We start from the raw sequence: 17,855 nt of genomic DNA, 5'->3' as shown, positions 1-17,855 counted from the left end.
ATCGTTACGGCCCCTTCGTCTAGCGGTCTAGGACATCGCCCTTTCACGGCGGTAACACGGGTTCGAGTCCCGTAGGGGTCACTCTTCAAGACGCCAGCCGGAAGCATCCAACGCTTCCAGCTGGCGTTTTTTTATGCGCAGTTGGAGTCTAGGCATCGGCCGATCCTTCTCCCTGCTCAACTCCCGCAGCATCACAGTTGGAGTCTAGGCTTTAGCCGATCTTTCCTCCCCGTCTCCGGCGTACCGAGAATCGGCTGAAGCCGAGACTCCAGCGTAAACCCAAAAACTTTCTTTCATCCGTGATAGATTCTTGATTCCCGCGTTAGTCAACGCTTGAGAGGAATCAAAATGATGGAACCGGATACTCGCGAAAGCTTGCTCGCACGCTTGCCTGATCATGCCGATACGACCGCATGGCAAGAGTTCACGCAGCTCTATGAACCGCTGATCTACGGCATCGCCCGCCGACACGGTTTACAGCCCTCCGATGCGACCGACCTTGTGCAAGACGTCTTGCTCGCCGTCGCACAGTCAGTCGATAAATTTCAGCCCGATGAACGTCGTGGACGCTTCCGCAGTTGGCTGTTTCGTGTCGCACGCAACCAATCGCTCAATCGATTGCGACAACTTCGCGGCCATGCCCAGCCCGTCGGTGGAACGGAATCGCTACAGCGACTCTCGGAAATCGAGTCAGCGAGTTCGACAGAGCAGGAATTCACGGTGGCATTTCGCCGATGTGCCTTTCGTTGGGCTGCACGTCGTGTGCGCGATGCCATCAGTCCGGTCACCTGGGAAGCCTTTTCCAGAACCGCGATCGATTGCCAATCACCAAGCTCAGTCGCATCCGATCTCGGGATCGATGTCGGTGCCGTTTACCTCGCACGCAGCCGAGTCATGGGACGATTGAAACGGATCGTTCAAGAAGTTAGCGGCGACATGATCGAAGTCGACGAGCTGCCCGAAACACAAGACTTGGCCTTTGGGGGAAACGCATCGTGAAGTGCTCTCCGGATTCAATTTCAGCCGCGGCCGAAGATCGCCTTGGTGAAGAACAACTCGCGTCCTTGCAAAGCCACCTTTCACATTGCGAACCATGTCGCCGGCAACTCGACGAAGCAACTGCCGACGCATCATGGTGGAATGATGCCGCACGCTACCTCGACGAAAGCGTGCTGGCTGATCCACAAGGCGACGCAGCCGACTCATCAACTTGTGACGCAAGGTTATTTGACGATGACGACCCGATCATGCAATTGCGCTCGATGGGTGCCATTCAGCCGGGCAACCAAGCAGACATCCTTGGGCAGCTCGGTCGCTATGCCATCGAGCGTGAAATCGGTGCCGGCGGCATGGGGGTGGTTGTCAAGGCACACGACTCTGAACTCAACCGCATGGTCGCGATCAAAGTTCTCGCGCCACACTTGGCACGGAGCGGCGCCGCAAAGCAACGGTTTGTCCGTGAAGGCCGTGCTGCGGCTGCTGTCGTACATGAAAACGTCGTTGCGATTCATGAAGTTGATACAACAGCCGCACTGCCGTATTTGGTGATGCGATATATCGACGGAATCTCGCTTCAGCGGCATGTCGATTTGTACGGACCATTGTCGGTGTTTGATGCCCTTCGGATCGCATCGCAAGCGGCCACCGGCCTTGCCGCCGCACATCGTCAAGGCATCATCCATCGCGATGTCAAACCAGCCAACATCTTGGTCAACCATAGCTGTAGTCGTACGTGGATCAGTGACTTTGGTTTGGCACGTGCTGTCGACGACGCCAGCTTGACGCGAACCGGGTTCATCGCCGGAACGCCGCACTACATGTCGCCAGAACAAGCGCGTGGTGGCGACGTCGGCCCACGCAGCGATTTGTTCAGCTTGGGCGCGGTGATCTATTTCATGTTCACGGGGCGCCCGCCATGGCGTGCCGAACGTTCGCTGGCAGTGCTTCATCGAATCGTCAGCCAACCACATCGCCCGCTCTGGAAACTCAATGCACAGATCCCACGGCGAGTAAGTGATTTAGTCGATCGGCTGCTTTCGAAAAACGTGTCTGATCGGCCGGATTCGGCGGCAGACGTCCAAGCAGAACTCGAGCGGGTGCTCAGCGAAATGCAAAATCCAGAATCGTATCCGGCACAGCGTTCAACCAGTTTACCAGCGGCCGCTCCGAATGGTTGGTGGGCGAGCCCATGGATCGTCGCGCCGCTCGCCGCATTCCTGACTGCGGTGGTTTGTCTGAATCTTAACGCTATCCAATCGAACGTGATGCAGGGCTTGGCCTCAGCATCTGTGTCGCAATTCGGCTCTGAGATGCAATCGCCGGACACTGCGTCGATTGACGAACCGCCGCAAGCCAACAGCGACTTCTCAGGAATCATGCTACCTCAAGTTCCAGCAGACTCCGCCACTCCGAGGCTGAGTTTGCAGGGAGGAACCTTGCCGGCATCCGATTGGCAACCATCGCCCGTGGATGCGACTTCGGAAAACGTCTTTGCACCAGCGACTCAAGGCACCACTCAAGGCGAGGCTCTGGTGCAGTCGGATTCGTATGTCCCAACAAATCAATATAGTTCCACAGCGTCTGCGGAGCCCGTGTCAACTCAGCAGCCTGAAGCGAATCAGCGACTCGATGGCTATACACGTCCCTATGGCACGCAACCGTCCTTGCCGGTTCGACCACTCGATCCCATCGCGGACGAGATTCGAGCGGTTGAAGCGTTGCTCCAGCAGGCCGAGCAATTCATGCAAGGAAACCAACCGAAGCAGAGCCAAAACAAGCTGACTTACTAGCAGCCTGTTGAATTTGCATTGTCGCCACTCATTCCAAAACGACTGCGTTCATCCCCATACCGATTGCACCCATTCAATCTTGATCGAGGCAGCCCAATGTCAGTTACATTTCGACACGTGATTCTTGCATCGCTGCTTGGCGTTGCTCCCGTTATCAAAGCACAAGAACCGGAGGTACCGGCGTTACCGACTGAACCGGAGACGGCAACGCAGCCCGTTGACCAGAACCCACCAGCCATTCCCGCGGCGTCGACGGAGTCACGGGATGTTTCGAGCGTTGATTCGGATGCATCGGAGCAAGGCGATGAGAAAATGAAACTCTCGGATTTTCTCGATCCAGAAAAGTTGCCGGTCGATGCCGACGGAAATCGCGAAAAGAGTTGGCCGATCGAAACGCTTCAAAAGTTTTTGCGAGGCAAGCTGCAGATAGGGAGTTCAAGCCAAAACGTTCCCAACGTTGGGATCGTGACTTATTCGCAGTATTCACAGTCCGGTAGCACCTCAGTCGCAACACGCCCGGTGCGTGCGTCGGGTCTGAATACCCTGGCGTATGCCTCTGTCGATCAAATGCGAGCGGCAATGTCCCGTGAGGTTGCCAATGAAATCCGCAAATGGCAAAAGCAGGTTAAGCAAACAAAGGAAGACGATCAGGCAAAGGCGATTGACCGCTTGGCGTTTCTATTTCGGTTGCGTTTTGATCTCGACACTGCCTATCAAGATTTGAAGGTCAGCGAGATTGAACAGCGGGCCAAAAAGTTGCGTGACGATGTCGAGCGTCGTGAAGCGGCGGTCGATAAATGGGTCGAAGCAAAGGTGACGCTCGAACAAATGCGAGCCGACGGAATCGAGGGCAACAGTGAATCGACGAGTGACATCATGATCTATGGATCGCCCTACACTCCGGCAGTGTTTCCAAACGCGCTTCCCACGCCCCCCACTGCTCCACTTCCTGCAAGCAGATTCGGAGCCCCTCCCAGTCAACTCAACTCAAACTTCCAGAGCAGGTAAGTTGGAGTTCAGGCCATCACTTCACTGGCGACTCCCGAAAGAAGGATCGCCTAAAGGCTAGACTCCAACATCGCTGCCGCCCTCATCACCCACTACGCGCCAGCGTCGCTACCGCCTTCATAACCCATCGCACGCCAGCGTCGCTGCCTCATTAGCCGAAACGCGCTAGCGTCGGTTCCGTGCGGTCGCCGGACACCAGGCGTCAGCCGTTGTAGCCACCGCTTCACCTGCGACTCCCGAAAAGAAGGATCGCCTAAAGGCTAGACTCCAGCGTCGCTCCCCCCTCATAACCCAATACGCGCTAGCGTCGCAGCCCTCATTAGCCGTTACGCGCTAGCGTCGGTTCCGTGCAGTCGTCGGACTACCGGCGTCAGCCGTCCAAGGCACCGCTTCACTGGCGATTCCCGGAAAGAAGAATCGCCTAAAGGTTAGACTCCAGCGTTGCTGCCGCAGTTCTCCGCTCCACGCGATCACGCAACCTTCTTTCCGCACGGCGCTCGCAAATCGAACAGCCCGAATATCTCGTCCCGATTCAGTCCCACGTTTCTCGTGGGCTGTTCATGGTTCGAAAACAGCGTGTCGAACATTTCGCGTTTCTGATCGAGCACGTCGTTGATCCGCTGTTCGATCGTGTTGACCGCCATCATCTTTGTAACCGTCACCGCGCCGGCAGCACCAAGTCGGTGTGCACGGTTGATCGCCTGATCTTCGATAGCCGGGTTCCACCAGCGATCGAACAAGAACACGTACTCACAGAACTGAAGGTTCAAACCCACGCTGCCTGCGCCATAACTCATCAAAATCACGTGGCTGTTCGGATCGTTTTTGAACTGATCGATCACGCCGTTGCGTTTCTTGTGCGGAATCTTGCCGTGGTATTCAAGCGGACCATAGGGCTGCAGAGCGGCTTTGATCTTATCCAGACTCTTTACCCACTGGCTAAACACGATGGCTTTCTTGCCGCTTGCCGCGACCTCTTCGATGTCCGCAACCAAGCGTTCCAGCTTGCAACTACTGCCGGTGACCGGGTCGAAATTGCAAATCTGTTTCAGACGCAGGACCAGCTCGAACACGTGCTGAATCGTCAGTGATTGTTCCAGGTTTTCCAGGTGCACCACGCCTTCGCTTTCCGCCGCTTCGTACGTCGACCATTGTTCTGGCGTCAGATCCAATTCCGCGTCGCGGTAAAGCTTCGGCGGCATGTCATCGAGCACCATGTCCTTCGTGCGTCGAAGGATAAAATCGCTCGCGTGCTTAGCGATCTGATGCATCGGCATCCCGGGTTTCAGGTATCCCGGTGAAAGAAACTCGAAGATACCGACCAGATCGTCAGGGCAATTTTCAACCGGCGTCCCAGTCAATGCCCAGCTTCGTGTTCGCTTGATCGAGCGAATCACTTCCGCGGTGGTACTCGTTCGGTTCTTGATCCGCTGAGCTTCGTCGAGTGCGACCAGGTCGAAGTGCAAGTCATGCTCTTCCAAAATCGTATGGTCGCGCATCAACAGTTCGTAGTTCGCAACCTTGACGGGAATCTGTGGGCTGCGCCATTGGAACTCGCGTTTGGCCGAGTTGCCTTCGATCGCCGCAATGGGGATCTCTGGTGCCCAAACACTGAACTCGCGCAGCCAGTTCGTGACCAGTGGTTTCGGACAGACCAACAACACATTTGAAACTTCGCCACTACAAAGTAGCAACCGGATCGTGCTGATCGCCTGCATCGTTTTGCCAAGTCCCATCTCGTCAGCCAGGATGCCGGCGTAACGTGGGAACAAGAACGCCATCCCGTCCAATTGATACGGGAACGGGTTAAACGGAAAGTTCAATTGCCCGCTACCGACAAGTGACTCCAGCGGCGGCTGCAACATATAAAACAGCCGGTCTTGAAGTTTGACCATGTCCGATGGCGGTTTGATCCGTCCACGGGATGCTTGTTTGTTGTCACGCTTGGGTCGCTTTTTCTCTTCCGACGGATCGGCAAGGTTTCCAACCGCTGGTGGAACGAATGGCCGGTTCGCGTTGGGAAACAGAAACCCTTTGACCTTGGTGCGCAGCGGTGGGACACGGATCGGGATCGCAATCGGTTCGATCGCAGGGATCTCCAGCGAACACAACTCCGTCGCAAACACATCATCCAGATGCCACGATGACGCCGCATCAATGCTGGCGACCAAGTCACTACCGGATGTCGTTGTCGGAGCGGACGAACGTGTCGCGGGTGTTGGCGAAACGAGATCGCTTGGCTGCGCGGTGGTGCTGCGCGGTGTCGCCGGTTGCGAACGTTGCGGAAACCAAACCATTACGCCGCACCGCTCTGTTGACGCGCCAGTTGTGAATGCGCTTCTTTGATCGCTTCACGAATCCGTTCGAACGGTTCGACCGCATCGGGCAGATCGCCGAAGCGACCGGCAAACGATTCGACTTTGGAAGCGACATCGATCGGTGCAAGGAACGTTGCGCCGGCAAACGGCACCGCTTCCAGTTCGTCTGCACCTTTGACATCGATCGATCCGTCTTCGTTTTCGATCGCTTCACGAACCAGGATCACCGGCGCTTGGGTAAACGCTTCGATCTCCATCGCATCGGCAAGGTCCGTGCAAACGATCGATAGCGGCGTGCGGCACTTCTGTATTAACAGTTTGCCGATCACTTCACTGATCAAGTGCGATCGCAACGTCGGGCCAAACAGGATCTCGTGAGCTTTCGTCGGTCGGACGGGAAGCGTGCATTGGAACTCGATCGGACGTCCGCCGCGATCGAGGACGAGCATGCCACCGGTCCAGCCGGTGAACTCGTCGTTGACAACGGTCAGGTATCCAAGGGTCGGGTTTTTATTTTCGGGCGAGCTATCTGCCATTGAGAAACAGTCAAGGGAAACGCGGGGAGGTGAATCCTTTCGGCGATCGGTCGCCGGTTGAAAGGACGCATCTGTTGATTCGGCGTTCCGGTCATGCGGACTTTAACGATCAGAAAAAGGTGCCGGATGCTCGTCAAAAAAGTTCTGAACCCGCGGATTCGAGGGTTTTTTCCTAAAGCCGCGGGGGAAATTTACCGACACCTCGCGCATTTCGGCACCAACTCAAAAAGTCTCGGGTTATACTCGGTCCTGCTTCGCAACCGCTGGCGTTCTCTTTCCCAGCCAGACTGCATTCATTGCGTAACCAAGGATTTATTGCTGATGTCTTCATACGAGCATGAACCCCTTTCACCAGTCTTTCGCATCGACGTGTCTGCGGACGCGGAAACCGAACCGCGGAAGTCGAAAGACCAAATCATGATCGATTTGCTTCGTCATCTGATTGCTGGTCAACAGCAACAAAATCGCCTGCTTGAGCAGATGATTCAGCAACAGAATGCTGTCAATGAACAGCGTGCGAGCGAACTCCAGCAATGGAAAGACGCCAACCCCGAATTGGCTCGCTCATGCCGTTCGGCGGCCGAAACACTCAGCCGCGTGCAGACGCGTTTCTTGGACAGCCTGACTGAAGAAATCGCCGACAGTGAAGACAGCTTGGAAGAAAGCGAATTCATGTTGAACGAATTCGTCGACCGCTTCGGACCTCGCTTGGCCCATCTCAATGGGGTCCTGCAAGTCCTCGCCCAGCTTGGGCATGCCGAACCATCACCGGCAAACTAAGCAGCAAACAGTCTCAGCCTCGCCCGGGGGATCGGCAGCGACGGCACAATTTTCTGCCAAAAGGGATCAAGAGTCGGGCCGCTTTGGCCCGACCAGAAAGCAATCAAGAAGTTTTTGGTTCGGAACCGGCCGAGGCCCTTTTCCAAAACTGATCAGTCGGTATACTCCCGCTTCTTGAAAACGTCGCACACTGATGCGGCAAGAAGACAAGGTTGACATCAAGTCATCACTGTCTCTAAAAATCAAGCGAAGTTGGTGAACCAGTTCATTCAGAGGCAACTCTTTAGGAACGTCACCAAAATCCATCGGGGCGTAGCTCAGCCTGGCAGAGCGTCTGGTTTGGGACCAGAAGGTCGCACGTTCAACTCGTGTCGCCCCGACTTCTTTAAAATCGCGAAAACGCCAGCGTTTGTTTAGCAAGACAACGCTGGCGTTTTTTTGTGTCTTCACCCATTGTCGCCTTTCGCTCCGCCGAAAGTAGCGTTCTCGCCTTGCTCGCTTTCCACCGTCCCGCTTTCGCCTCCACCGTCACATCAGCGGACTTGATTCATTGTCGCCTTTCGCTCCGCCGAAAGTAGCGCTCTCGTCTTCCAGAAGCTTCGTGCCCCATCAGGCTACCCACCCGCCAACAATGCCTGGTCATTCCGTCGCACACGCACCAAGATCTAATATGAAAATTGCACTCACAGGTGCCACTGGATTCATCGGCCGCTACATCGCCGAGCACCTTGCCGGTCAGGGGCACTCACTGCGTTGCTGGGCTCGTCCATCCAGCGATATCAGTGGTTTCGACGCAATCAGTGATCTCGAATGGATCGAAGGCGAGTTGGGCGAAGTCGACAGTGCAAAGAAGCTCGTCGAGGGCTGCGATGCGGTCGTGCATGCCGCGCTGTATCGCGCCGGATCAAACTTTGCGGGTGGCGAAGGCGATGTGATCGAATTCGTCGACAAGAACGTGCTGGGGACGTTGAAGTTGATCGAATCCGCTCGTTCGGCAAAGGTCAATCGCTTTGTCGCGTTCTCCACCTGCGCCGTCCACGACAAAATTTTGAACGACCGCCCGCTCGATGAAGCTCACCCGTTGTGGGTGAAGAGTCACTATGGCGCCCACAAAGCCGCCATCGAGAAGTTTGTCCACAGCTATGGGTTGGGCCAAGGTTATCCGATCTGCGCGATCCGGCCGACAGGAGTTTACGGCGTCAATCGACCAGTCGAGCAAAGCAAGTGGTACGACTTGGTCGCTGCCGTTGTCCGAGGCGAGTCCGTCGACTGTACTGGTGGCGGCAAAGAAGTTCACGTCGCGGACGTCGCCAAAGCAGTCGGTATTCTGCTCACGGTCGAAGGGATCGCTGGCGAAGCGTTCAATTGCTACGACTGTTACATCTCCAACTACGAAGTCGCAACCTTAGCCAAGGAGCTGTCGGGCAGCAGCAGTCAAATCGACGGTGAACCGAGGCAGCCCAAAAATCAAATCATCACCGACAAGATCAAACAGCAAGGAATGCAATTCGGAGGGCAAAGCCTTCTAAAGCAAACCATCGCCGAACTGGTCAAGCACGCTACTTGCTGAGTAAGGTTTCGTAGTGCAACGAAGTCTGTGTGCAATCGCACTCGGTGGCAGCGGAGCAAATCCACCTCGCCCATCACGCAGTCAACGAGTCATGCGCAAACGCAGTGCGAATAGTATCGAGGCATCGGGATCGTTGATGTGCGCCAAACATCGAAAAAGCAGAGCCACTGTTCGACCAGCAATCACTCTGCCGAAGGCCTGGCACACCATAGCCTATGGCATCGCCATAGGAAGTCGATTCCACAGGTGACGATTGGCCGGAGGTCGATTTCACCTCTGTTTGACGCGACCTGTGAGCAGGTTCTGGGCAATCTGGATTCGAAACGAATCAATTGAGACGGCAAAAAGTGAGCCGCCATAATCAGCCAAGCGAATCCCAAGCGTAAAGCGATCACCCAATTGGTGATCAACGGGCTTATTGAACAGAGGGCTTGGGCTTCGGCTCGCAAGCTCGCGAAGTCAAATTCGTACTGGTTACCCGCAGTTTTGGAATCGTCGGGAGCTAAGAAGTTGGGTTGCGAAATTCCGCAGGCGTTTATTGCAGCCGTGTTCGGCAACCCAAGCAACATGATCCCGTGTGAGGTCATCATGGTCAAGCAATTGCTGAATTGTAGTAGCGTCGTTGAACGCACATATTTCTTGAAAGACGGAACCCGTCAAGCCCTCGCAAGTTAGGCGGCGACCGATCAGGATGCGGTCAATCACAACTCTGAAGCTTGTGTGCTGGCCATAGCCGGATCGGTCGCGCAACCATCGCAGTTGTGATTCAGTAAGCAATTCGCTGTGGACCAAATCGAACGCACGATTGAGTGACAGGTCGCACTCGTCAGGCCCAGCATCGGTAAGTGCGAGTAGATCGTGAAATGTTTGATCAGAGATGGCGTCACAGCGATTCAAGTATTCGCGAAACGCTGCGCAACGGTAGTGTTCAGTGTTTTTGTCTTCGGATGTCTCGAACGCAGCGATTTGTTGCCGAAGGTCAGCTTGCGTCACGACACCGAGGCGTAGCCATTCCGTGGTATATCCAAAGTGATCCGCGATAGATTCGGGAGATGTCATACGCACAGTCTATCGGGTAGCGTCGGCGGTAGCGGGGCCGCCGCCAAAAACTATGATTTCAAAACCCGCGTGATCGGTGACTCCCCATCACCGGTTTGTTCGCCGCCGTTTCTGGTGCGTCGGTCTTCATTTTCCGTCTGGCGTCCCCTGGGGGCTATTACATGCCTTTGAAAGTTGTCCAGAAGTCACCGTAGTATCCGCAGATTACAGGTGAGTGGTCGTCGGGGAAACCAGCAGACGCAAGTCCAAATTGGTTACGGGCATCGTCATAAAAGATGATGTATCCGTCACCCTCAGGCAGTTCGCGTAGCACGATCCAGACTTCAACTGTTGTGTCTTTGATTTTACCGTTCCGAACCAATCGAAGAATCATTTTGGTTTGGGACGGCGCTACAATCGCGGATCGTAGATTGATGAGATGCGAATTCGTTTCGTCCCAACGTTCGGCAATTTGATCGACAACGAGTTTGTGAACGTCTCGTGCATTCATGTGAACTTCATTAGATCAGTAGTCAGGGTACCTATTGGCGGCGTTACTTGAGGCGGCGAATGATTTCGATCACGTGGCCGCAGCAAACGACTGACCACTTCATTGAACACAATTCGGCGGCTAACTTGCATCGATTGGTTCCCGGCGTCCCCACGACAACAGCCTGCAGTTCGCCGTTCACGGAAAGTTTACCCGATCGGCATTGCGAAAGGTAACGAGTAGGGAGGTTGCAATCGGAACGTCAGGCATCGGATTGCCTTCAATCGTGCTCGTGCTTGTGCTCAGCAACGCGGTGCTCGTACTCGCAATCGGCTGCCAGGCATCGGCTTGTCTTCATCGGCCGTGCCCTGATCAAACCGTAACATCAAGAGCGATCAATAGGAAACAGAGGTTCCGTGACTTCCGCTGGGTGAAATTCGCACGCCAGTCAGCAGCACTGACGAATTGCGTTGGTCATTAAGGTCACATTGATGCGTGCGGAACCCAGCGGCTTTTCGCGAACTCGATGAATCGTCACGCTTGCCGCCTATCCAATTGACTTTTGACCTCAAACGATCGCCTGGCTACCCGTCATCCTCAGTCTGGTTGTCCGCCTCCGGCTTGACGATTCGCGCACCGCAACGATCGCAAGACGCGTCCGATTGCAACGCAGCACCGCAGTGACTACACGATAGAATATGATCGAAAGACGAACCCGAAACACGTCCTTCGTAATCAAATCCACCGTTTCGTTTTAGAAGACGGATGATCTCAGCGAGCGACCGGAACAGTAACCAATGTAGAAAGGCACCGAAGGTGGTTAGTGCGGCGGAGTAAGGTTCGCCTGACATGCCCATCCAGATCGATGCAGCCACGCCGAGAAAAAGTATCATCAGTGCAGCAAAATCAAGGATGGATTCGATCGCAATCCCGTTGATGCGTCGACGTTTCGAAATCGCGTTCGCGGTAACATTGTCACCTCCGTATGACCCAGGTCGCGGATTCCGGCAATTTGAACAGATATTGACGCCGAGTTCAGTTTCAGAATTACAAGAAGGACAAATCCACGGCATTGCGTCGGCGTCAGTTTGGGGGTGTAACTGTTCGGCAACGACCGGTGTCACCTGGTATAGAGATAACGATTCTACAATCGTGACGCGGGTGCTTGCTATGGTTCCCTTGATCGCTTCGACGCGGCTTACCCGTTACGGAAGAATTCTTGCCAGAAAACGTTTGAGTACGGTTCATCATTCAAAAATGCAATGACGGGACAGCGTCCCATGCACCAGTGCAAACGTAGATTGGCTGCAAAGTCTCGCTTACAGCTAGAGTAGTTGCATCGGGTTCACCGTTCGCTCGGACTCGGCGCCGCATTCGGGCGTGCGATTGGAAACAATGGTCTCGAGTTCGCGCGCTTTCGGATGTTGCTCAAGCTTGGCGTTCGTCGTGACGAAGCGATCTCACACGGTAGCAGTTGCCGCGGGCCTTGGGTGATGTCCTCGAGTGCAACGATGGATGTCGCGATCTCGATCGACTCTCTCTGACAGCAACGGCTAGGGAGCCTTGACGAGACTTGGAGCAAGTTTGCTTCCAAGAAACGAACCGCCGCATGCGGACTCGCATGTCCGGTGGTGTGACAGCGTCCCGGGCAACCGGGCCCCTGTCTCAATTAGGATTTTTACATAGTCCCGTTTGCGGTTGAAAAAGACGAACAGATGACCGGAGAACAGGTCGACTTTGAAATGCTGCTTGACGATGCCAGACAAGCCGTTGAAGCTCTTCCTCATGTCGGTCGGTTCGGTGTGAATGAAAATCCGAGTTGTCGGTGCGAGGGCAATCATTGAGCGACCTCGGAGAGCGACCGAACGACATTTCTGATCAGGCGACACTGCTGCCGATCGGATGCCTCTGCATCAAGTCGCAGTACCGCGCCGCCGGGCAGTTCGATCCTCAGGTCAATGGCTTGCCCTTGCTCATCAAGCCGATGCCCCTGAAGTGCAGCGTGTGGCAGTTCGACGGGCATGAAAGCGCCGGGTTGGTCATCGCGGTCCTCTTCTGCAAACCTTCGTCGCCACTGGTAGAACGAGGCAACGCTATAGCCTTCGAGTTGGCAAAAATCAGCAACGGTCAACTCAGACTTTTCAAAGCGACGGATCCGCTCACGCCACTGCTGAGTAAGTTCTGGGCAGGAAGTTCTCGGCACAGGTTTCTCCACGAAAAGGAAGGAAACCCACCAAGCTAACACACCTGTCTACACGGGCAGATAGAACGCTTACGTCTCAATCATGGTTATGTCCTACTGAAGGTAATGACCAAGATCCATTGCTGAATGAAAAACACCCAACACACGAATTAAATCTTCCGATGTAACCAGGTAGGGTATGCGGTAATGCCCATAAAGAATCTCACGGACTCGCGATCCACAATCGGCTCATAGCGCTGCCCTAGGCGAGGTTGCGATGATAAAAGCTGGATGTTGTGATAGATTTCAACCACAACTTTTGCGGCCGCAGTGGGATTGTCTTGGGCAATATAGTCATGAACGGACCGCAACCTACGTTCAGCCTCTTCAGTCCACTCTATTTCTGCCATGTGCTGATTCGTTGGCGAATTTCAGCGTTTGAAACGGTGCGTCCGGAGTCGTTGTCGGCCAACCCCCGCCGAACCATTTCCGCATAGGCAAGTTCCCGAAGGATCGCCTGGAAGCTAGCGTCCGACGGTTGCCGAGCGATAATATCGGCGGCCGCATCCCTATCGGACTTCGGTGCAGGAAGAGAAGTTGACATGGCGAGGCCTCTTGTGGGTGACAACCACCTTCTAGCACTTTGCATCTCTGCAGAACAGAGTTCGTTGGCAATTGCCGATGGCATAACAATGTCGATCACGTGGCTGCCGCAAACGACTGACCACTTCATTGAACACAACATGGCGGCTCACCTGCATCGATTGAATCCCGGTGTCTCCACGACAACAGTTTGTAGCTCGCCGCCGCTGACACGTTTACTCGATCGACACTGCGAGGGCTAACGAGTGGCGAATTGTCCGTCGGAACGTCAGGCGTCGAATTGTCATCAATCGTGAATCGTGCTCAGCAACGCAGTGCTCGTAATCGCAATCGGTTACTTGGCGTCGGATTGTCCCCATCGGCCGAGTCGACCGCGCACTAATCAAGCCGTGATATCAAGAGCGACTACCAGGACACAGAGGCTCCGCGAAATCGAATGGGCGAGATCCGAGCGCAACAATCAGCAGCATTGAATACAGGCGTCGGTCATTGCGATCGCAACTATCAGCGCGAACGCCACGGGTGACGCGGTCGGCGGGAGTCATCAATCGCTTCAAAAACAACGACTCGCCTACTCGTCGTGTATTCGATGGTTCCACCTTTCATTGCGCGTCCATAAAGGTCTGCATCCGGTTTGTGGACACGTACATCAGCAGCCAGCTGGCCAAGTTCAACGCCAGCGCTGACCGCCATCGCATTTTTATCCAACGGACGCCGGCGAGCAAATTTAGACCGCTAGAAATGAGGAGCGAAGAAGCTATTCCAATCGTGAGAAGCCAAAGTGAAGTATCAAGCGGGTGATCTGCGTTCGAGATGAACATCTGCACGATCCAGAAGACGAAGCCTGTCAAGAGCAACAAGCCGAAGAGCCAGCTAAGTCCCGTGGGCAATACGCGCAAACGAAAATATCGCGTGCCCGTCCTGGAATCGTCTGAAAGAGACTCCGCTGCGTTGTCGGTTATTGGTTCGTAAGGATTGAGCATGCCAATTTGGTGGAACGTCGGACATCACCGGGAACGGACGAAAGAGTCTCCACTTCAGAAACCGCGCAAGCCGTTTTCGCGTGCACGGCATGGTTACACCCTCCTCGACCACATCCGCAACGCTAGCGTTCGGAGAGCACAGAACAGTATAGACGGCAACGCAAGTACGCGATCGCGAGTCAATCCAAAGAATGTTACGGCAGAAACAAGGCTAGCAATCACAAACGGTCGCGTTAACGCATCGCGGTCTTGCTGCAGTGGTGTCAGTCCGGGAATCGACGAGACGGCGAGCGGTGTAAGTGTCATAGCAAGTAGTCCTGCGACACACAGCAAAACGATGAGATCAGTGCCGTAACGCAGGTATGGGAACTGAACGATCGGCCGGAACAAAAGTGCCACAGAAAGATAGTTGACGGGAATCGTAATTAGCAGGAATGCTAACGCGAAGATTCCATATCCAATCGGCATGTCTCTCGCGTGAGGATGGCGGTTGCGAATGTCCTCGATGCCGCCGCCGATGAGCAGTGAGTAGACAAACGCCCAAACGATTGGCGTTAGAGCAATGGCCCACGCAGTGCGCGGGGTTCGACGGGATTGGGAAATCGTCGCTAGGTCAGTTCCAGTAGTCGTTGGATCGTAGTGGGCATTCAACGATTAAGATCAGTGGCGTAACGGCGGCCATAACCCAGTCGCCGAGGTTGATATTGATGTAACTAAACTTGCGATCGGCGACTTGGGTTCATGGCTTGGTTCTGCCTTCTTTGAATTCACGATAGGCCCAAGAATCAAAGACCTCGTGCGTACCACGGAAGTCCGCATACAGTTCGATAAATTTACGAAAGGTCGTTGCGAGTGGAATGGTCTCGTCAGTTTCCAGAACCCGCCAAGCCGTCGCGCCATTTGGTTTGATGAAGACGGCGTCTCCATTCAATGCGTGGTATAGAAGCGTAGCCTCTTTCCAGTCTTCAAGCGAGTTCTCATCAGCATAACCGAATTCCTCGGTGGTTGGCCAATGGTCGTACGCGAATTGACCGGCCATCTCGATTTCTTCACCCGAACCTGCAAATCGTTCCAAAAACTCAGACATCGTTGATCGCAGTGATTCGTCAAAGAACTCGATGCGTTTCAGGACGATTTCCTTAGCAGGTGGCCGCGCGATGTAGATCGCATCGTACTGAGGCATGTTCGATTTAGCATCCACGTATTGCCGAACACATCTCACATGCCCACGCCCGGATGCGAAAGCAACCTGAACCGGTACAAATCCTGTCATGCGTTTGACGAGAGGCGCAAGTTTAGGATCGTCGGATTTCAGCCGCTCGCCAACAAGTTGGTACGCTGTCGGAACATCAACGTCCAGCAATGAAGAAGTCCACGGATCGATTTCTTTGCGATCAGCTGGAACGTTTGATGGTGCCCACATCGTCTTGGGTGGCCATTGGTTGCAACCCAGCATGAAAAACGCAAGCAGCGGAATTGTCCATCGATGTATCATCAGCTTCATGGGCAGAACGCCTGAGGTAACTGGTCCGGAAGTTGACGTGAATGAGCGCAGCGAACACAAAATTTTGATCCGGCTCCGGTTTACCGATTTGTTCTGCCACTTTCGTTCTGGTCGCCGATCTGATTCAAAGAAAGCATAAGCACTTGTTGCGTAAACATCATCGGGAAACCCACAAGGTCGCGACGCAGGTAAACGCGTTCCACCGCTTCTGGGGCAAGTTGAAATGTTGCGATCCATTCCTCAGTTCCGTGTACAGGATCAAGGCGTTTTCGCCATGCCAGAGGCGTCTTCAGAATTTCGACTTCTTTTTCGTTCCGAAACACGATCACCATGTCTTTGCGCGGAAAAAGTCGTCGATTGTCACTCGGTCGCAAGGCATTCGGAACAATAATAGAAACCTTGTATCTTCCATCAGGAGCTTCTCTGTGTTCGACAGCAACCTGAAAATTCTTCTGAAGGCGATCGACTTCGTAAACACCACACGGGCCTTCTGGAAACACGTCTTGCGCTGGGGAATCACCCGACAGTGAGAAACAACAAAGAATAGTTGAAATCAAAAGTCGCATTGTACTCTCCTTTTGTGGCAGAACGTCGGTGGTCACCGGGCGACCACCAGAAAACGGGAACTCAGTTTTGACAGCGCGGTCGCTCCGGTGCACCACTTGGTTTCCCACGCATCTAATTCTCGTAATTCTAGCGTTGATGCTGTCCAAACCAAAACCAGGAAATCGGGCCGAACACGAATGCCAAAATCCCACAGCCTAACATGAAAAGCGCCGCCCAATTCAGATCAATCAGAAATTCATCTCCACTCTTCGTCGACTGTAACCTGGAAGCCAGATACGCCGTTCCCAAGGCGAGAAGAATCGACAATCCTGAGATCGTATAGCATCTCAATTTCCATCGCTTGCGTCGATCACGCCGGCGCAAAATCGAAGCCTGAACAGTCTCATCATCATCATTCGACAGGTCGGATACCGACGCGGGTTGATATGGATTGGGAGCCATGACAACGATCGGCGCCAAGTAGACGCAATTTGTGAGACGCGAACTTAAATTTTATCGGGGAACGTCGGCGATTACGTAGTCGCCGTCAAAAATCTATGATTCAAATTCGCGCCTGACCGGCGACGTACGTGCATCGCTTTGTTCTGTCGCGATTTTCGCATCGGACTTACAGGTCATCATCCAATGCTCGGAAATCAGCCCCGAATCATGGTCTTGCAAATTTTTGGAGTTCATTAACTGTTCGCCACCAAGTACGTTCTTCTTCAACCCGCTCGATGTGTGCTAGGCGTCTAGCCAGCCATTCGTCGAACTCATTGGGAGTCCATTCGCATGGTTCCGCATAGCTTGCAAGGCCAATGTATAGTTTCCAAAAGTCACGCCAATGGACCAACCCTATGTCGTTTATGGTAGCCGATCTGGTACGTGCCGGATATTCGGGCTGGAGTCTGATGAAATCATCACGCACCGAAGATGTTGTGCATTTGACAGACATGATTGTTCGCCCACGTATAGTCGCCGGATAGGATTCCGTGCAATAACGCTCCCATCTAGGCTGACGTTCCGCTGCCCAAAGCTCGCCACCTTTTGGTGTAATCGAGAAGTAGTGATGCCCTCGAAACTTGTGATCTTCACCACGAGTGATGCCGCGAATCCTGAACGTATCGAGCGTCGACTTTAACGTTTCATCGTCAAGGCTGTGCGGTGGAGCATTGAACTGCGGGACAAAATTGCATGCTCGCAGCATTGGATACGTGACGCTGCATTCGAACATTACGTCGAGAATCAGTAGCTCGTCTTCAGTCAGATCGGTTAAGTAAGTACGAAAAAGTGGTGGTTTACTAATGGACTCATCTTCAGTTGTCATTTAAGGCAGCGCGATTAGCCGCGATTCGTTAGGGTTCCGTTTTCGGTAGTGACAGAACGACATTGATACCGGGGTTGCGGCCAGGTGAGTTGACTGCAGGCAATAGTGGCACCGCAACTCCCGTTCATCAAATGGTTCGCGGTGTCCCCACGACGACAGTTTACCGTTCGCCGCTGACGAC

The 17,855-nt window shown here is 54.1% G+C and carries 18 protein-coding genes, 2 tRNA genes and 2 pseudogenes; 9 read left to right on the top strand and 13 right to left on the bottom strand.

Annotated features, from left to right (window positions below; all coding sequences use genetic code 11):
* The first annotated feature begins 8 nt into the window (after positions 1 to 8).
* From CGZ80_RS20345 to CGZ80_RS20330, 4 genes are all read left to right on the top strand, one after another.
* Positions 9 to 81: transfer RNA gene (locus tag CGZ80_RS20345), tRNA-Glu, on the top strand.
* Between the two features lie 267 nt (positions 82 to 348).
* Positions 349 to 999 carry a sigma-70 family RNA polymerase sigma factor gene (locus CGZ80_RS20340; RefSeq protein WP_094417526.1) on the top strand — a complete coding sequence of 217 codons (651 nt, stop codon included), beginning with the start codon at positions 349 to 351 and terminating at the stop codon, positions 997 to 999.
* A complete protein-coding gene (locus tag CGZ80_RS20335) occupies positions 996 to 2,789 on the top strand; it encodes a serine/threonine-protein kinase (RefSeq protein WP_094417525.1) in 1,794 nt (597 codons plus the stop codon). The genes CGZ80_RS20340 and CGZ80_RS20335 overlap by 4 nt, the downstream gene beginning before the upstream one ends.
* 96 nt (positions 2,790 to 2,885) lie before the next feature.
* Complete coding sequence (locus CGZ80_RS20330; RefSeq protein ID WP_094417524.1) at positions 2,886 to 3,797, top strand: hypothetical protein; 912 nt, start codon at positions 2,886 to 2,888, stop codon at positions 3,795 to 3,797.
* A gap of 470 nt (positions 3,798 to 4,267) precedes the next feature.
* Here CGZ80_RS20330 and CGZ80_RS20325 read toward each other — a convergent pair whose 3' ends face one another.
* Positions 4,268 to 6,094 (bottom strand): DEAD/DEAH box helicase, encoded by a 1,827-nt coding sequence (locus tag CGZ80_RS20325; protein ID WP_094417523.1) that lies wholly within the window; start codon positions 6,092 to 6,094, stop codon positions 4,268 to 4,270.
* Positions 6,094 to 6,651: a hypothetical protein gene (locus tag CGZ80_RS20320; RefSeq protein ID WP_094417522.1), complete on the bottom strand. Its 558-nt coding sequence runs from the start codon at positions 6,649 to 6,651 to the stop codon at positions 6,094 to 6,096. The genes CGZ80_RS20325 and CGZ80_RS20320 overlap by 1 nt, the downstream gene beginning before the upstream one ends.
* Before the next feature lie 321 nt (positions 6,652 to 6,972).
* Between CGZ80_RS20320 and CGZ80_RS20315 the strand changes: the two genes are divergently transcribed.
* From CGZ80_RS20315 to CGZ80_RS20300, 3 genes are all read left to right on the top strand, one after another.
* On the top strand, positions 6,973 to 7,431 hold the full coding sequence (locus CGZ80_RS20315; RefSeq protein WP_094417521.1) for a hypothetical protein: 459 nt from the start codon (positions 6,973 to 6,975) through the stop codon (positions 7,429 to 7,431).
* A gap of 306 nt (positions 7,432 to 7,737) precedes the next feature.
* A tRNA-Pro gene (locus tag CGZ80_RS20305) sits at positions 7,738 to 7,811 on the top strand.
* 290 nt (positions 7,812 to 8,101) lie between these two features.
* Positions 8,102 to 9,001, top strand: coding sequence for an NAD-dependent epimerase/dehydratase family protein (locus CGZ80_RS20300; protein WP_094417519.1), 900 nt, complete (start codon positions 8,102 to 8,104; stop codon positions 8,999 to 9,001).
* Positions 9,002 to 9,475: 474 nt separating this feature from the next.
* Here the strand turns inward: CGZ80_RS20300 and CGZ80_RS20295 are convergent, their stop codons facing one another.
* On the bottom strand, positions 9,476 to 10,060 hold the full coding sequence (locus tag CGZ80_RS20295; RefSeq protein ID WP_094417518.1) for a hypothetical protein: 585 nt from the start codon (positions 10,058 to 10,060) through the stop codon (positions 9,476 to 9,478).
* A 157-nt stretch (positions 10,061 to 10,217) separates the two neighbouring features.
* Positions 10,218 to 10,550 carry a hypothetical protein gene (locus CGZ80_RS20290; protein WP_094417517.1) on the bottom strand — a complete coding sequence of 111 codons (333 nt, stop codon included), beginning with the start codon at positions 10,548 to 10,550 and terminating at the stop codon, positions 10,218 to 10,220.
* Positions 10,551 to 11,378: 828 nt separating this feature from the next.
* Here CGZ80_RS20290 and CGZ80_RS27730 point away from each other — a divergent pair.
* Positions 11,379 to 11,795 carry a hypothetical protein gene (locus tag CGZ80_RS27730; protein WP_143544053.1) on the top strand — a complete coding sequence of 139 codons (417 nt, stop codon included), beginning with the start codon at positions 11,379 to 11,381 and terminating at the stop codon, positions 11,793 to 11,795.
* Positions 11,796 to 12,082: 287 nt separating this feature from the next.
* Here CGZ80_RS27730 and tnpB read toward each other — a convergent pair whose 3' ends face one another.
* The 5 genes and pseudogenes from tnpB to CGZ80_RS20260 all read right to left on the bottom strand — a co-directional run bounded on the left by tnpB (position 12,083) and on the right by CGZ80_RS20260 (position 13,315).
* Positions 12,083 to 12,370 carry an IS66 family insertion sequence element accessory protein TnpB gene (gene tnpB, locus CGZ80_RS20275; protein ID WP_094417514.1) on the bottom strand — a complete coding sequence of 96 codons (288 nt, stop codon included), beginning with the start codon at positions 12,368 to 12,370 and terminating at the stop codon, positions 12,083 to 12,085.
* Positions 12,367 to 12,732: an IS66 family insertion sequence element accessory protein TnpA gene (gene tnpA / locus CGZ80_RS27725; RefSeq protein ID WP_143544052.1), complete on the bottom strand. Its 366-nt coding sequence runs from the start codon at positions 12,730 to 12,732 to the stop codon at positions 12,367 to 12,369. The genes tnpB and tnpA overlap by 4 nt, the downstream gene beginning before the upstream one ends.
* 93 nt (positions 12,733 to 12,825) lie before the next feature.
* Positions 12,826 to 12,936: pseudogene (locus tag CGZ80_RS29280) on the bottom strand (hypothetical protein); the annotation flags it as partial.
* 77 nt (positions 12,937 to 13,013) lie between these two features.
* Positions 13,014 to 13,121, bottom strand: a pseudogene (locus tag CGZ80_RS29275) (type II toxin-antitoxin system RelE/ParE family toxin); the annotation flags it as partial.
* Entirely contained in the window at positions 13,109 to 13,315 is a 207-nt protein-coding gene (locus CGZ80_RS20260) for a hypothetical protein (protein WP_094417531.1), read from the bottom strand. The gene CGZ80_RS20260 and the pseudogene CGZ80_RS29275, both read right to left, overlap by 13 nt.
* Here CGZ80_RS20260 and CGZ80_RS27720 point away from each other — a divergent pair.
* The gene (locus CGZ80_RS27720) at positions 13,314 to 13,556 is read left to right on the top strand and encodes a hypothetical protein (protein WP_143544051.1); all 243 of its coding nucleotides are present in this window, start codon (positions 13,314 to 13,316) and stop codon (positions 13,554 to 13,556) included. The two genes, CGZ80_RS20260 and CGZ80_RS27720, sit on opposite strands and share 2 nt — an antisense overlap.
* A gap of 1,480 nt (positions 13,557 to 15,036) precedes the next feature.
* Here CGZ80_RS27720 and CGZ80_RS20245 read toward each other — a convergent pair.
* From CGZ80_RS20245 to CGZ80_RS28765, 4 genes are all read right to left on the bottom strand, one after another.
* Entirely contained in the window at positions 15,037 to 15,801 is a 765-nt protein-coding gene (locus CGZ80_RS20245) for a hypothetical protein (RefSeq protein WP_094417510.1), read from the bottom strand.
* A gap of 80 nt (positions 15,802 to 15,881) precedes the next feature.
* Entirely contained in the window at positions 15,882 to 16,367 is a 486-nt protein-coding gene (locus tag CGZ80_RS20240; RefSeq protein WP_143544050.1) for a hypothetical protein, read from the bottom strand.
* 647 nt (positions 16,368 to 17,014) lie between these two features.
* Positions 17,015 to 17,674 carry a hypothetical protein gene (locus tag CGZ80_RS27715; RefSeq protein ID WP_143544049.1) on the bottom strand — a complete coding sequence of 220 codons (660 nt, stop codon included), beginning with the start codon at positions 17,672 to 17,674 and terminating at the stop codon, positions 17,015 to 17,017.
* The coding region (locus CGZ80_RS28765; protein WP_233148548.1) for a hypothetical protein at positions 17,675 to 17,855 on the bottom strand (181 nt) is incomplete at its 5' end.

Source organism: Rhodopirellula sp. MGV (assembly GCF_002251265.1).
Taxonomy (GTDB): domain Bacteria; phylum Planctomycetota; class Planctomycetia; order Pirellulales; family Pirellulaceae; genus Stieleria; species Stieleria baltica_A.
The sequence above is the reverse complement of the archived record's forward strand: the minus strand, read 5'-3'. Positions and strand labels throughout refer to the sequence as shown.